Raw genomic sequence first — 15,240 nt, 5'->3', positions numbered from 1 at the left:
TTTTTGGTATACTATTGGAAGACTAGAATCAAATGAAATTTTACAATTAGTATTTTATGAGTTCTGCTGTTCAAATAATTGAACCGAAAGGTATTTTAGATGGGACAAAGGCCGGTGATTTTCGCGACAATATTGATCGCAGCATCAAGAATGGCGTCCAAATTATTCTAGTTGACTTCACGAATGTTACTTTCATGGATAGTTCAGGTTTAGGAACCTTAGTTCTGTCATTGAAAACTGTCCGCAATGCTGGTATCAAGATGTTTCTTTGTTCTATTAATGAGCAGATCAAAATGCTGTTTGAACTAACTAGTATGGATCGGGTTTTTGAAATTTTTGATAACCGGGAAGAATTTGAAAAAATACTCTCCTCAAATGCCCAGTAGCTGAGCAATCTCGCAATTGCTCGGCGAGTTTAGAAAAAATCAATTTGCATAATTGACAAGTCATCATTGAACTGAAAATTGGGGTGCCAATCCCGAACATATTGTAGCAATCGCCCCAGGTTACGGTCTGGGGTTTGTTGATGTTTTTTGAGCAGGCCGATAAACTTATCTAGACCCCAATAAAAACCATTTCTTGGCTCAAATTCATAAATGCCATCACTAAAAAGATAGAGACTAGAAGAATCTGGTATTTCGCAGTGCAAATCTACATACTCAGCATCAGCAAACATTCCCACGGGAATTCCCGGGGTTTTTAATTTGCGCTCTACGATGTCTTGAGACTGCAATTGCGACAATAAAATTCCCGGGGGATGTCCTGCCGTGGAATAGACAAGATGACGTTTTTTATAGTTATAAACTCCGTACCAAATTGTAAAATACTTATCATTATAATCGCTCATTTGAAAAATCTGATTAAGATTATCAAGAACTGAACTTGGTTGATAATAATTGGTATGTTTGAGTTTTTGCGATCGCAGTAGATTAATTACCGACAGAGAAGGCAAAGAAGCTCGCAACCCATGACCAGAAACATCTAGTAGATAAATAGCCAGATGTTCGGCGTCCAACCAAAAATAATCAAAACTATCTCCACCCAATTCCCTTGAGGGGATAAAACGCATATCAATATTTAATCCCGAATGCTGTAGTGGTTGCGGTAATATTGAGCGGACATAGGCGGCTGCTTCAGCCAATTCAGTTTCTAATAATTGTTTCTGCTCTTGTAGATCCTGACTTAGTTGATGTAATCTTAATCCCGCGCGAACCCGAGCGGTAATTTCGTGCATCGCGATCGGCTTGCATAAAAAATCATCCGCGCCTTCATTCAATCCTTTCACGCGATCATCTACTGAGCCTAGAGCGGTTAGTAGAATAAAAAAGGTGGTAGATAATTCCTGAATCCCTTTTACTTGACGACAAACTTCCAACCCATCCATCTGTGGCATAATCCAATCACAGATAATTAACCCAGGACGAAGCTCTTGAGCTTTAGCTAAACCTTCTTTTCCGTCACTGGCCACAGCAACTTCATAACCTTGCTTTTCTAGGGTTCGCTTAAGCAATAATTGAGTTGAAGAATCATCATCGATAACTAAGATATGAACCATAATTTGGTTACTACATGTTGTTTTCTCTTCCAGTGGAAGTTACTGACCATTCAGAAAAAATAATTAATAATTTAAATTTAGATTCATAATAAACAATGCTTAAAGAAAAAGTAATAGTTGATAGTCAATGGTTATTAGAAAACTTGGAGAATCCTCTACTAGTTATTATAGACTGTCGATTTCAATTGGCAGATCCTAGCTGGGGACAAAAAGAGTATGATTACGGTCATATTCAGGGCGCTCATTATTTGAATTTAGACCAAGATTTGTCTAGTAAAGTTCAAAGTCATGGCGGTCGTCATCCTTTACCCAATATACAGAACTTTGCCGCCAAATTGGAGTCAATTGGAATAGTAAAGAATCAAAGTTTAGTTGTCGTCTATGATGATTCTCGTTTTGCCTTTGCCGCCCGTCTCTGGTGGTTGTTACGTTATCTAGGTCACAACACCGTGTCCTTACTTGATGGCGGTTGGAATGGCTGGAAAAACATGGGTTATCCCATTTCGACAAACCGACCTCAAACATCTCAAGGTAATTTTTGCCCCCAAGTTCAAAATGATTGGACTGTCGATATTGAAAAAGTGAAGGGTTGTCAGGAGTCTGCTGCATCCGTTGTGTTGGTTGATTCTCGCGATCGCGATCGCTATGAAGGAAAAAGAGAACCCATAGATCCTATAGCAGGAAGTATTCCCGGCGCCCTCAATTCTCCTTGGAAACAAGTTTCCACGACAGAGGGCTATCTCAAACCCTTAGATTATCAAGAACAATTATGGTCCGATTATCAATCTGCCTCCGAAATCATTGTCTATTGTGGCTCGGGGGTGACTGCTTGTGTCAATCTCCTGTCTTTGGAATTAGCCGGTTTTACCAACACTAAACTTTATCCTGGTGGTTGGAGTGACTATATCAGTTATTAGAAGGCAGAGGGCAGAGGGCAGATGGCAGAAGATAGATGGCAGAAGATAGATGGCAGAAAAAAGCGAAATATGAAGTTGTGTATCTTTTATTAGAGAATCAAATAAAGTCATGTTATCCTGACAACAGAAGCAAAGAAAGAAGCTTCCCTGACAGAGAGTACAGCTCTTGTCCATGTTCGATTAAAGGAGGTCAAAAGGCTGTTAGATTACATATCTGTCTCGTCCAAAAAACACAATAACGCTCAACTAGAAAGCTGATATTTCCTCAATTGGGAAAGAGGGAGTAAGTGGGAAGAGTTTACTTGTCACCGCTCTAAGTTTCATCGATTGATAAGAGGAAAACCCTTAGTTAGTATTGCTTGAGCGTTATTGTTGTGAAGAGTAGCTTTTTCCCATAATTCAGTCTGAATCATCTCCCTTGACTTAAAGACTTTCGCCCCCGACCACCACATCTTTGATTCGCAAACTAGGGCCGCCGCAACCTACAGGTAAGCCGTTTTGCCCAGCTTTTCCACAACCACCAGATTCATCCCAATAAAAGTCATTACCGATCGCTTCAATATTCGCTAGGGTTTTAAATACATTCCCCGATAAGGTGACATCCCGCACAGGTTCGGCAATTTTTCCATTACGGACCATCCAAGCTTCTCCTGCACTAAAGGTAAACATTTCCCCATTGGTCATGCCCCCTAGCCAATTTCGGGCATAAACTCCTTCGTGGATATTTTGAAATAAATCGGCAACAGGAGTATCTCCTCGCTCGATCCAAGTATTCGTCATGCGAACTAGAGGCGGATAATGATAATTGAGGCAGCGGGCATTGCCTGTCGCTGGTTCGCCTAAAATCCCCGCGGTTTCGCGAGAATGTAAGCGTCCGGCTAAAACTCCATCCTTGATTAATTGAGTGGTCGCAGCAGGTGTTCCCTCATCATCATAATAATAGCTACCACGATGTCCTTCAGGGGCTGCACCATCATAGATTTGCAATGAATCAGGGCCAAATCGCTTGCCCATGCTCATAACTTCTAGTAATTCTGGGTTTTCGTAGGCCATATCAGCTTCGGAGAGATGGCCAAAGGCTTCATGAACAAATAATCCTGTCAAAATGGGGTCAATCACTACAGGATAGGTGCCTCCTTTGATACTGGGCAAAGATAGCGCATCGATCGCTCGTTGGGCTGCGCCGATTACTTGTTGATCCAAATCCAATAGATCTTCGTAACCCCTGCGAGATCCCGTGGTTTCCCTGCCTGTTTGAATAATTTCCCCTTGACGGGCGATCGCGGAATAGCGCATTTCGAGATCTGACCAGGATTGCTCGATCAGACTGCCTTCGGAGGTGGCAAGAATAATATTGTGATAGCTGTCGCTATAGCTGACGGCAGTTGCGATAATGCGATCGCTGTAGCTGCGGAGAATTTCATTATAGCGATCGCATAAAGTTTTTTTCTGACCTAAAGATATCTGGCGGGGATCGCTCCCCGTTAAAGGTAAAGCACAGACTGTTTGGATTGGCGTCACTTCTGCCAAAATTGTCTCCTCATCACCAATAATTCTCGCGGCAGTTATAGCTTCTTCGATTCGTTCTGCTAAAGTTGATAAATCGTTGAAAGCAGCAAATCCCCAACCTCCTTTGTAACAAGCTCTAACTTGTCCGCCCAAAGAAACACTTTCACTAAGAGTTTCCACTCGTTCTTTACGCAGGGAAATATCTGTACCTTCTGAAGCTTCGAGACGGATAATCAGGAAATCAACCCGATTTTGATAACGATTGATTAAATCGACGAGGATATTTTTGTGATCGCTTATTAAAGTCATTAGTTATTTGTGTTGCTTAATTATTGTTATGCTGGTCAACAAAGCTTGTTATTTCACTAACTAATATTATGAGTCTTTTAGCAGAACGTATAACTTCTCATCTAAAAAAAGTAGTTGGGCAAAAGTTAATAGATGTTAGCCTCTTCTGCTATGAAGATGAGATTAGTGCTTCAGCTATAGAAAATCTTCCATATTACTTTAGTGGTGAATTAATTTTAAACTTTGAGAGTGATATAGCCATAGTTACCTGGGATGAAAACGCTGGTTGGCAGGACCATTTTTCACTTTATATAGGCTGTAAGCATCTCTATATAACAACGTCCAATCTTGTAACATGGAATATTTCTAAATTGAAACCTTGGCACAATTACATTAATCAAAAGTTAATTTCTACTCAAATTTACGGTTATAACAAGACTCCTCATGTTGTTAAATTTGAGTTTGGGAATCCCACAATTTTTGTTGGCGATAGCAGCGAAATGAGTCTGGGAGATGGAGATGATTTACTAATTACAACTAAACTTCCTACTAATACTTATGATGACTGGGATCTTATGTGGGAAGTATCAAGTTCATGATATTAAAAAGAAAATCGGATAACTATCAAACTAATCAATCAAATAATAGACTCTTGCCTAAATCAAAGTTGTGAATTATTTTTTCTCTAGAAGACGGAGCCGGGCAAGCACAGATGAACAGAGATGAACGCAGATAAGGTTGTTTAGTGATAGATTTTCGCAAAAATCATCTTGAAATTATTTCTATAAATTATTTCGATAACCAACCAAATAATTCTCCCAAAGTCAACTCAAATGCTTGAGCAAAATTAGGTGTTGGTAAAACATCGGTTGCCACTTCAAAAAATTTAGGTTGTTGCTGAGGAAAATAAACCAATACAGATTTTTCACTAGGATCAATTAGCCATCCTAATTTTGTGCCATTATCTAGACAATGAAGAATATTTTTGGTTACCTTGGTCTGACTTTGATTGGGAGACAAAATTTCAATTGTCCAATCTGGTGAGGCTTTAAATGAGTCTGCTATTTCCCCATTGCTATCATGGGGAATTCTCTCCCAAGTAAAGACACTGACATTGGGAACTGTAGAGCAATCGCCAAAAGTACATCTTAATTCAGGAAAAGCCCTAGCAATTTTTGTTGGTTTAAGTATGCTATTGAAAGCAATAATTAACTCTGCTTGGATGATGCTATGTTTACCTTTCGGCATCGGTTTTTGGATAATTTTGCCGTCAATAAATTCGCTAGCTGGTTTCGTTTCTGGTAATATCAAAAACTCTTGTAAGGTAATTTGCTGAGATTGGATCGTAACCATCGCATTATTGGCCATCAGAACATTACTTATGCCGATTTTAGCTAAAGACTAAACACTGTAGGAAATTAAATTACCTAGATATTCTTTGATAAAATCGATAACAGTCCTAACTGCGGTAACCCCAAAAATCAAAATTGAGCTTGTTATAGTAAAACCCACAGAACAAATAAACAAGCCAAAAATACTAATTAGCCCATCATCCTCTAGTAAACCAAAAGCCGTCACGAAAATACCGATCGCTGGGATAGTATTAGTCAGAGGAATCGGCAGCATCATCGAAATCGACATTAATGCGATCGCGCTACCCAGTAAAATCCTTCCTGGCAAACTTGCACAAATATAAGCAAATCTTGGTTTAGTCAATCTTTCAACTCTTTGCAACCAAGGAAGTCCTTTTTTGACAAATCCCTGCACCGTCTCAAGTTTCATCGATCCTTTCATCATTTTGGCTGGCAGCCAAGGACGTTGACGTCCCAGAATAAGCTGAGAAGCCAAGAAAAATATTGCAATGCCAAAAGGAACCGAATAACCAGGGGCTGGAATTGGCAAAGCCGAAGGCAGAGCCAAAATTACCAACAAAAAGCCAAAAATACGCTCCTCTGTCAGAGATAAAATATCTTCGAGAGTTACCTGGGAATCCCTTTCTTCCTCAAAAAAATAGCGATTTAATTCTACAGACAATTTTGCCATATTCAATGAATAAAGGATGAGGGATAAAGGATAAGGAAAAATGAAGAAACTAGAGAAACTTGCCTTCGGTTTCAGGGTTTTCCATCTTAGGTAATCCCATACTATAGTTGCGAACTTTTCCGCCCAGATTATAATTAATTTCTCCCTTATTTAACAAAGAACGCACAAAATGTTCCAAGTCTGAGCCGACACGACGGAGATTATACTCACTAAGATCTTCCCCGCTACTAGCTTCTACTAACTCATCAAATTTGCGATAAACTTTCTGTAAAGCGTCCTCACTCCAGTTGAATTCATTATCTGGATCGACATCCAAAGTCAAAACATTTTCATTTTCTACTAATTCGTTACCTTTCACTTCTGCTGTGTAGATACGAATATGACGAGTAGTTGATTTAACAAGCATATTTTAGGAATTGATAAAAGGGAAGGATTCTATTCTTGATTATTTTAGCTGTTGGGGACATTTTTTGTCCCCATATGGATTAATTACCGATCAAAGTTTACTTATAAGCTTTAATGCATTGTTCTACAAGAGGTCTAACGGCATCTACATCTTGCCAACCAGTAATTTTAGTTTCTTTTTTCTCTAGGTTTTTGTAGGTACGGAAAAATTCAGCTATTTCTTCTAGCCGGTGAGGAGCAATATCCTTGAGGGAAGTAACATTCCCATAGCGAGGATCTTTATCGGGAACACAAAGAATCTTCTCGTCGCTATCTCCACCATCAATCATTCCCAACATCCCAATGGGTCTAGCTGCAATTACACAGCCAGGGAAAGTAGGTTGATCCATAATCACCATGCCATCTAAAGGATCGCCATCATCGGCCAAAGTATTCGGAATAAAACCATAATCGTAAGGATATTGAACCGAAGCATAAAGAACGCGATCTAAGGCAAACGCGTTGAGATCTTTATCGAATTCATATTTATTTTTGCTGCCCGCAGGAATTTCAATTAAAACATTGATAATACCAGGTTTTGGTTGAGCCGGGATGAGTGATAAATCCATGAAATTCCTCCAAATACTAACTGTCAAACTAAAAAAGCATTAATCCCTGAAGGAAAAGTTCTCCAGGCTAAAAATAGAGCTTCTAACTCTGCCATGATGCATTCTACCTGAAGGATCGTATGTATTTTATTTGTAATGACTATAAATACTGCTAAGTCTCCTCATAATGGCGTACATATGCGGATAAGTAAGCACTTATTTAAATCCTTGATAGTCCTGGGTGAACACTTTGTTTTTCTTCTTGATCTACAGAATTTGAATTAATCAAGAAAATACCCAAAATTACAAAAAGAAGAGTCACCACCACACAAATAGCTGGCACTATTAAATTCAGGTTATAATCGCTGAATTTCTTTTGGTCTACTTCTTGTTCTATCACTTGGTCTTTCTGAGGCAGATGAGACTTACCACTACTAGACGATGGTGAATTTATTAATTGGCTATGATCTCGATTTTTTTTATTTTCAGGGTCAGTAGAGTCTGTTTGCTGATCACTGTTTTGATTCTCTAATTCTTGTTTTAGAGTTTCGGCATCAAATATTTTTTGAATTTCAGCTATTGTTTTTTCTGGATTCAAACAATAACGACTAAACCAAATAGCAGCTTTTCGAGTTTGCTCTGCATTTAAGTCGGCAATTTTTTGTAGCCAATCTTGAGTTTCCGGTAATAATTGCTCTTTTTGAGCCTCTGAGACTACTTCTTGTAGTTTAAAATGTTGGTTCAATAATGGAAGAAGTAAAATTTTATGCTCTTGAGACAAATCATGAAAAAACCTTAAAATATAAGCAATATTCAATTTTGGAGCCACTAAATCACTCTCAAGCAATCCTTGATTACGAACAAAACAATATTCCGAAAAATTTATTGTTTCTCCCAAAGAGTTTTCACTCTGATCGGTATTTTCATTGAGGGCTACTGGCAAATCATCAGATTCTGAATTAGGAATCTCATCGCCCAATTCTTCTACAGCGAAAATATCCTCTTCTTCTATTTCATGATTATCATCATAATCTTCTGTTTGATTAGAGTCTACTGACAAATTATCAGATTCTGAATTAGGAATCTCATCGTCCAAGCCTTCTGCTACAAAAATATCCTCTTCTTCTATTTTGTAATTATTATTATTATTATCTTTTGTGTTATCGGATTCTATTACTGAGGACTCAGGTTCCTCACCAGGAGTTTCATGATTGAAATCTTCTACATCAGGAAGATCCTCAGGTTCTTCTTCAATTTCTTCCGTAGAATGAGCCAACTCTTCTATAACAAAAAGATCCTGGAAATCTTCTGTTTGTTGCTCTTCTATTCCATCCTCAAGATCATCAATTAAAAGAAAGGTTTCTTCGTTTAAAATAGCATCATCTAATTCTTCCGGTTGCGACAAATCTTTGTTGGCAAATTCTTCTGAAGAATTGTCAACCTCTTCAACTGATTCTTTGGCAAGAAGATGAGAATTTTCATCCAAAATAGAATCATCCGACTCTTCCACTGCAAAAAGATCCTCAAGCTCTTCTTCGACCTCTCCCGTAGAATTATCCACATCTTCTACAACAAAAAGATCCTCAAAATCTTCTGTTTGTTGCTCTTCTATTCCATCCTCAAGATTATCAATTAAAAGAAAGGTTTTCTCGTTTAAAATAGCATCATCTAGTTCTTCTGGTTGTGACAAGCCTTGGTCGGCGAGCTCTCCCGTAGAATTTTCGACCTCTTCAACTGACTCTTTAGCGAGAAGATGAGAATTTATATCCAAAATAGACTCATCCAACTCTTCTACTGCAAAAAGATCCTCAAGTTCTTCTTCGATCTCTCCCGTAGAATTTTCGACCTCTTCAACTGACTCTTTAGCGAGAAGATGAGAATTTTTATCTAAAATAGACTCATCCAACTCTTCTACTGCAAAAAGATCCTCAAGTTCTTCTTCGACCTCTCCCGTAGAATTTTCGACCTCCTCAGCCGACTCCTTAGCAAGAAGATGAGAATTTTTATCCAAAATAGACTCATCCAACTCTTCTACTACAAAAAGATCCTCAAGTTCTTCTTCGATCTCTCCTGTAGAATTTTCAACCTCCTCCGCAGATTCCATTACCAAAAGAAAGGAGTTTTTATTTAAGATGGCATCATCTAACTCTTCTAATTCCGAGATATCTTTATCTTGAAGATACTTAAGATCTTTTAGAGATTCTTTTGCTTCTTTTATTAAATCTTCTGTTTTTTCTATCCAAGGATCTCCTGGATTGTTGGATACATCAGCCTGCAATTCAATATAAGTTTGCCAGTCAGGGTCGATTTCGCCCATTACCCGACTATACAACCAAAATCCTTCCCAAGAGACATTGATCGTGATTAATGCATCGGTAATATTATTTACCAGTAGATCGTAGTCAAGCTCAATATCTAATTCTCTATTAATATAGATATGTAATACCGACTCTTGAACCATGATTTGAAAATTCAAGCTGTCATATTGACAAGCCTCATCTAAAACCTGAGCAATTAATTCTGGGTCCATAAAAAGAGAGATAGAAAGCATTTAGTCCTACAATTCCCAAATATGAATTTCAGATCAACAATAATATAGAGCATCAAGATGAGAAATTTTTTCTGGTTACTACTGTATTCTCAATGATTGCGATATTTTTTGTTTTTAACTTGGTGTATTAACTGTGTGAACATATCAATCTTCTGTTTTTGATTTAGCAAAAATGGAAGAACTAACACAATAATAATTTTCTGAAGTTAAAATTGATTAACAATTTCAATCAATTAAAGAGGATAGCTGATAAACAACAAAGAATAAAAGGCCGTTACCAGGAGGCAAATTAACAGACCCCATCCATCTCAAACCCATGAAATACCGAGATATAAGAAAAATTATTGCAACCATTCTATTTATCTTATTAGGATTTTTTTCTAGCTTATTAATCGATAATATAAGTATTAATTCGGTTGTGGCACAACAACCAAACCGCAGCAATGTTGAAATTGTCACTCGGCAAAACAGTGCGCTTAGCTTGGAGGAAGCAGGAAGGAAATTTTATTCCCAAGGTAATTATCAAGCTGCTATTGGGCAATGGAAAAAAGCGCAAAAAGCCTATCAGACTCAGGGTAATTTTCTTTTAGAAGCCAGGGTTTTGAGCAATTTGGGTTTAGCATATTATCAAATGGGTAATTGGCAAGAGGCTAAGCTCAAGAATGAAACTAGTCGTCATCTGTTAGTTCATCGTCGTAATCTGTCGGCTAATCAAGATGGCGCCAATATGGATCGTGTTCTGGCACAGATTTTTAATAACCAAGGAATTTTACAATTAGCATCAGGTAATGCTGAGCAAGCGATTCTAAGCTGGCAAAGAGCTCAAGATTTGTATGATGATATTGGAGAGGAAAATGCCTCTATTCACGCGGCAATTAATCAGGCAAATGGCTTTGAAAATTTGGGGTTTTACCATCGTTCTTTCAGAATTTTGTCAGAAGTTAGTTCTCAACTAGAACAACAACCTGATTCTAGGCTCAAATCTATAGGCTTGAGGAAATATGGTGATAGCCTCCGTTTGTCGGGCAAGTTTTCCGAAGCAGAGACGTTTTTAGTCAAAAGCTTAGCGATCGCAAAAAAACTAGATTTTTCTCAAGAGCAAGTACAAACTTTATTGGCTTTAGGAAAACTAAAATTTGTTCAATCGAATTTTAGCCATGAAATTAGTAAATGGAAGGCCTTGGAATTTTATCAACAGGCTCTCATGCTTTGTCAAGCCACAGATAATTGCTTGGCAACTGATATTCCTTTACAAATTAATTTAGCTCAATTTAATTTATTACTGACTACAAAATATTGGTGGCGAGCGGATATTCTGATTCCTGAAATTAAAGTCGATTTTGATAATATACGGCAACTTGATAGTCGAAATCTCATTTCAAAACATATTAGTTTTGCTCATAGTTCTCTGAAGCTTTACCGAAAGGCAATTAATAGTTCCAGGGAACTCAAACATGTTGCTTCATTATCAGAAATTAATCTGACTTTACAAGGTGCGATCGCGTCGGCGCAAGATTTACAAGAGTCTAGATTAGAATCCTATGCTCTAGGGTTGCAAGGTCAAATACAAGAGCAATTGCAAAAATGGCCGCTTGCTCGTGAGTTAACGGAAAAAGCCTTAAAAATTTCCCAAATTATTGACGCGCCAGAAATGAGCTATCTTTGGCAATGGCAACTTGCCAGAATCGATAGAAGAATGGGCAATAGGCAGCAGGCGATCGCTCATTATGATAGAGCTATTAGTGTTCTCGAATTTTTGAGTAAAGATCTAGTTACTATCGATCCTTATCTGCAATATTCTTTTCGGGATACTGTTGAGCCGATTTATCGTCAATCTTTGGATTTATTATTAACTCCTGAAGGAAATCAGCCTCTAACTCAGATTGAACTTAAGAAAGCTTTAACTACTATTGAATCTTTGCAACTTGCTGAGTTGAACAATTTTTTCCGTGAAGATTGTTTAGATGCTAAGTCTATAGAAATTGATCGCATTGATCTCCATGCCGCGGCCATTTATACAATTATCCTTCACGATCGCCTAGAAGTTATTGCTAGTTTGCCAAAACAACCTTTAATTCATTACAAAACTATCATTGCGCAAGAAGATCTAGAAAAAACTATTAAAAAACTGCATGATGGCATTGTAGTTCGCAGTCGCCGGGATTATTATCAGCCAGCAGAACAATTATATGATTATCTAATTCGCCCATTAATTACAGATTTAGAGCAAAATCAGATTAACACTTTAGTTTTTGTTCCTGATGGTGTTTTGCGGAATATTCCCTTGGGAGTTGTATATGATGGGGAACATTATCTCATCGAAGATTATAATGTTGCTCTCAACCCTGGATTACAACTATTAAGCCCGCGACCCCTGAAAGAGGTAGAACTTAGCACTTTAGCCTTGGGGATAACCCAAGAAAGATCAGGGTTTCCTGCTTTAAATTTTGTTGATTTGGAGTTGACAGAAATTCAAAATCTAATTGAGAGCATAGCTTTAATTGATGAGAAATTCACCACCAATTCTTTCCAAGAGGAAATTCAAATTTCTGACTATCCTATCGTTCATATTGCCACTCATGGTCAATTTAGTTCTTCTTTAGAAGATACTTTCCTATTGGCCTGGGATAATCGAATTCAAATAAATCAACTAAATCTGATTTTCCACTCGCGAACTTTGTCTGACAAAAAGGCGATTGAGCTACTCGTCTTGAGTGCTTGTGAAACTGCGGCTGGAGATAAATGGGCCGCCTTGGGCTTAGCCGGGATGGCCGTCAGAGCAGGTGCTAAGAGTACAATCGCAACTTTATGGTCAGTTAATGATGAGGCAACGGCCAAATTAATGAGTCAGTTTTACGAGGAATTGGTTATTAATCACAAAGAAAAATCCCAAGCCATCCGGGATGCTCAGATAGCTTTATTGAACAATTCTCATTATCAACATCCTTTTTATTGGGCTCCTTATGTATTGGTTGGGAACTGGCTTTAAATGAAAGCGGCCTTAAAGAAACCGTTTTAAAACTTCTTGAGTTGCTTCTCCCGTTTTTTTCCAACTAAATAATTTTGCCCGTTCTAAACTAAGATTACTTAACTGCGATCGCATCTCCCGATCTCCCGCAACTTCTGACATCGCATTGGTAATCTCTCCTTGATTATAAGGATTAATTAAAATACCCGCATCTCCAACTACCTCGGGCAAAGAAGCTAAATTGGAAGTAATCACAGGAGTTCCACAGGCCATCGCTTCCAAGGCTGGCAAACCAAAGCCCTCCCAAAACGTCGGAAATACCAACGCGATCGCATTACTCATGATTACCGGTAAATCTTCATAGGCAACGTAATTAATAAATCTTACCTGTTCTTGAATATTTAATTCTCGTACTTGCTGTTGAAGTTGGGGGGTGAATCTTGGATCAGCTGAACCAGCAATCCATAACTGATAGTCTTGCTTACATTTTAGAGCCGCAAAAGCAGCAATCAAGCCCTGAATATTTTTGTAAGGATCATGACGACCTAAATACAAAAAATAAGGTTGTTTATTAGTTGTTTTTTTCCAAGGATAAAAATGATTAACATCAAAAGCTAAAAGTATTGGTGTAATTTTATTAATAGGAATTCCATAAAAATCATGGATATCCTTTGCTGTGGCTTCTGAATTACAAATGACATGTTCTGCTTGTTTTAAAACAGAAGGAACAACATAACGAAAATAATTAGTAAGGGGAGAAAATAAACTTGGAAACCTTAGAGGAATCAGATCATGACACATTACCACGTATCGAGCACTGCTATATAATGGCGCTTCGGGAATTGGAGAATAAATTAAATTAGCGCTCAGCCGTTGAGATATCTGAGGAAGTTGCCATTGAGTCCATAGCAAACGACGAAAATGTCCTTTGCTCCCTTCAGCTGGAGTCATGTTACTAGGAATTGGGTAACAAGAAAAACCTTCCTGATTTTGTGCCGTCAGTAAAACAGGGTCAAGAGAAGATAAATGTTGAGCAATATTTAAAGCATAGTTAGATATTCCTGTGGGCTTATCAAAAACCATTGAGAGGTTGATTAGAATCATTGAGAATTGTGACTTTTGACTTTCTTTCTTGCCGACCGCTTTCGGCGACGTGGGGTCTCGGCGCTTTTGACTTCCGCGGAGCGGCACTGGACTGTTAACTATTTTTTTACCTTCTCCATAATAGGATAACAGTATAATTACCTAATTCACTTGCAAATTTAATAATCAAGGATAACTTAAATGTTTGAAATAGAGCCCAATGATTCTATCTTGTTAGCAAACTTCATTGAGATTGATGATTCATCTGTCGAAGTGATCTCTGGCGAAATTGGAGATACTTTTGCTCCTGCAAATGATGTGGATTTGTTTGGGATTGAACTTAATCCTGGAGAAACTTTATTCGCGGATATCAATGCGGCAATAAATGGTTCTACCCTCGATTCTGTAATAACAATCTTTGATGTCGATGGTAATTTGCTCGTTCAAAACGAAGATAATTTGTTTAATGTTGATGATGAACTAGTGACTGAAGACGATCCATTTCAGCAATTTACGGCTACTCAAGCTGGAATTTACTACGTTGGCGTCAGTGGTGCGGGCAACCTAAGCTATGATCCAAATATTGCCGGAAGTGGTACCGGAGAAAGTGTTGGTGCTTATAGTTTAGTACTTACTGTTGACACATCTTTTGCCGATGATAATGCGGCTGAACCCAATGATGTTATCAGCTTTGCCAACCCAATTGAGCTTAATAGTGAAGAGCCCGTAGTAGTTTCTGGTGAAATTGGAGATAATGCAATTTCTTTGTTTCCAGGTAACGATGTGGATTTATTTGAGGTGACACTGGCGGCTGGAGACAACATATTTGCCGATGTTAATGCCGAGATTATTGGCTCTCCCCTCGATGCTGTTTTGACCGTATTTGATGTCAATGGCGTTGTCCTTGCTCAAAGTGATAATAACATTTTTGAGATTGAAGATGAGATAATAGAGGAGGATGATCCCTTTGTCCAATTTGTTGCCCCCATAGATGGTGATTACTACTTTGGCGTTAGTAGCTCTGGTAATATAGGTTACAATCCCAATGTTATTGGCAGCGGTATTGGAGATAGTTCTGGTTTCTATAGTTTATCTTTTAGTGTCGGTGATGACATCCTAGATGATGGCATTGTTGAGGTTATTCCAGACGATGATATCTTGGATGATGGTCTTGAGATAATTCTAGACAATGGAGTTGACGATAGAAATTTAGACGATATCTCTATCGGAGATGAAGTAATCAATAGACTTGGTGACATCATTCCTACAGACTCAGAATTAACTCTCTAGTCTTAATAAATTATCAAATATCTCCGTTGAACTAATATAAGAGT

At 38.1% G+C, this 15,240-nt stretch carries 13 protein-coding genes; 5 read left to right on the top strand and 8 right to left on the bottom strand.

The annotated features are described in order from the left end of the window. Positions 1-56: 56 nt before the first annotated feature. Entirely contained in the window at positions 57-386 is a 330-nt protein-coding gene (locus XEN7305_RS17695; protein ID WP_006510856.1) for an STAS domain-containing protein, read from the top strand. A 29-nt stretch (positions 387-415) separates the two neighbouring features. Here the strand turns inward: XEN7305_RS17695 and XEN7305_RS17690 are convergent, their stop codons facing one another. Continuing rightward, on the bottom strand, positions 416-1,555 hold the full coding sequence (locus tag XEN7305_RS17690) for a PP2C family protein-serine/threonine phosphatase (protein ID WP_006510855.1): 1,140 nt from the start codon (positions 1,553-1,555) through the stop codon (positions 416-418). A gap of 95 nt (positions 1,556-1,650) precedes the next feature. Here XEN7305_RS17690 and XEN7305_RS17685 point away from each other — a divergent pair, with 95 nt between their 5' ends. Then, complete coding sequence (locus tag XEN7305_RS17685) at positions 1,651-2,472, top strand: sulfurtransferase (protein ID WP_006510854.1); 822 nt, start codon at positions 1,651-1,653, stop codon at positions 2,470-2,472. 423 nt (positions 2,473-2,895) lie between these two features. On the opposite strand, the gene XEN7305_RS17680 is transcribed toward XEN7305_RS17685, so the two are convergent. Continuing rightward, positions 2,896-4,290 carry a TldD/PmbA family protein gene (locus XEN7305_RS17680; RefSeq protein WP_006510853.1) on the bottom strand — a complete coding sequence of 465 codons (1,395 nt, stop codon included), beginning with the start codon at positions 4,288-4,290 and terminating at the stop codon, positions 2,896-2,898. Between the two features lie 68 nt (positions 4,291-4,358). Between XEN7305_RS17680 and XEN7305_RS17675 the strand changes: the two genes are divergently transcribed. Further along, a complete protein-coding gene (locus XEN7305_RS17675) occupies positions 4,359-4,868 on the top strand; it encodes a hypothetical protein (RefSeq protein ID WP_006510852.1) in 510 nt (169 codons plus the stop codon). 190 nt (positions 4,869-5,058) lie between these two features. Here the strand turns inward: XEN7305_RS17675 and XEN7305_RS17670 are convergent, their stop codons facing one another. From XEN7305_RS17670 to XEN7305_RS17650, 5 genes are all read right to left on the bottom strand, one after another. After that, a complete protein-coding gene (locus XEN7305_RS17670; RefSeq protein ID WP_006510851.1) occupies positions 5,059-5,637 on the bottom strand; it encodes a Uma2 family endonuclease in 579 nt (192 codons plus the stop codon). A 33-nt stretch (positions 5,638-5,670) separates the two neighbouring features. After that, on the bottom strand, positions 5,671-6,312 hold the full coding sequence (locus XEN7305_RS17665; RefSeq protein ID WP_006510850.1) for an exopolysaccharide biosynthesis protein: 642 nt from the start codon (positions 6,310-6,312) through the stop codon (positions 5,671-5,673). A 49-nt stretch (positions 6,313-6,361) separates the two neighbouring features. Next, complete coding sequence (locus XEN7305_RS17660) at positions 6,362-6,718, bottom strand: NAD(P)H-quinone oxidoreductase subunit M (protein WP_006510849.1); 357 nt, start codon at positions 6,716-6,718, stop codon at positions 6,362-6,364. Between the two features lie 97 nt (positions 6,719-6,815). Beyond that, positions 6,816-7,325: an inorganic diphosphatase gene (locus XEN7305_RS17655; RefSeq protein ID WP_006510848.1), complete on the bottom strand. Its 510-nt coding sequence runs from the start codon at positions 7,323-7,325 to the stop codon at positions 6,816-6,818. A gap of 199 nt (positions 7,326-7,524) precedes the next feature. Further along, positions 7,525-9,834, bottom strand: a complete 2,310-nt coding sequence (locus tag XEN7305_RS17650; RefSeq protein ID WP_006510847.1) for a hypothetical protein — start codon at positions 9,832-9,834, stop codon at positions 7,525-7,527. A 337-nt stretch (positions 9,835-10,171) separates the two neighbouring features. Here XEN7305_RS17650 and XEN7305_RS17645 point away from each other — a divergent pair, with 337 nt between their 5' ends. Beyond that, the gene (locus XEN7305_RS17645; RefSeq protein ID WP_006510846.1) at positions 10,172-12,844 is read left to right on the top strand and encodes a CHAT domain-containing protein; all 2,673 of its coding nucleotides are present in this window, start codon (positions 10,172-10,174) and stop codon (positions 12,842-12,844) included. A 12-nt stretch (positions 12,845-12,856) separates the two neighbouring features. On the opposite strand, the gene XEN7305_RS17640 is transcribed toward XEN7305_RS17645, so the two are convergent. After that, on the bottom strand, positions 12,857-13,927 hold the full coding sequence (locus XEN7305_RS17640) for a glycosyltransferase family 1 protein (protein WP_040898448.1): 1,071 nt from the start codon (positions 13,925-13,927) through the stop codon (positions 12,857-12,859). 180 nt (positions 13,928-14,107) lie between these two features. Here XEN7305_RS17640 and XEN7305_RS17635 point away from each other — a divergent pair, with 180 nt between their 5' ends. Continuing rightward, positions 14,108-15,196 (top strand): pre-peptidase C-terminal domain-containing protein, encoded by a 1,089-nt coding sequence (locus XEN7305_RS17635; RefSeq protein WP_006510844.1) that lies wholly within the window; start codon positions 14,108-14,110, stop codon positions 15,194-15,196. Positions 15,197-15,240: the final 44 nt, after the last annotated feature.

Origin of the sequence: Xenococcus sp. PCC 7305, assembly GCF_000332055.1 — a bacterium.
Taxonomy (GTDB): Bacteria; Cyanobacteriota; Cyanobacteriia; order Cyanobacteriales; family Xenococcaceae; genus Xenococcus.
Note: the sequence above shows the minus strand (reverse complement) of the source record. Positions and strands in the feature narration are given on the sequence as shown.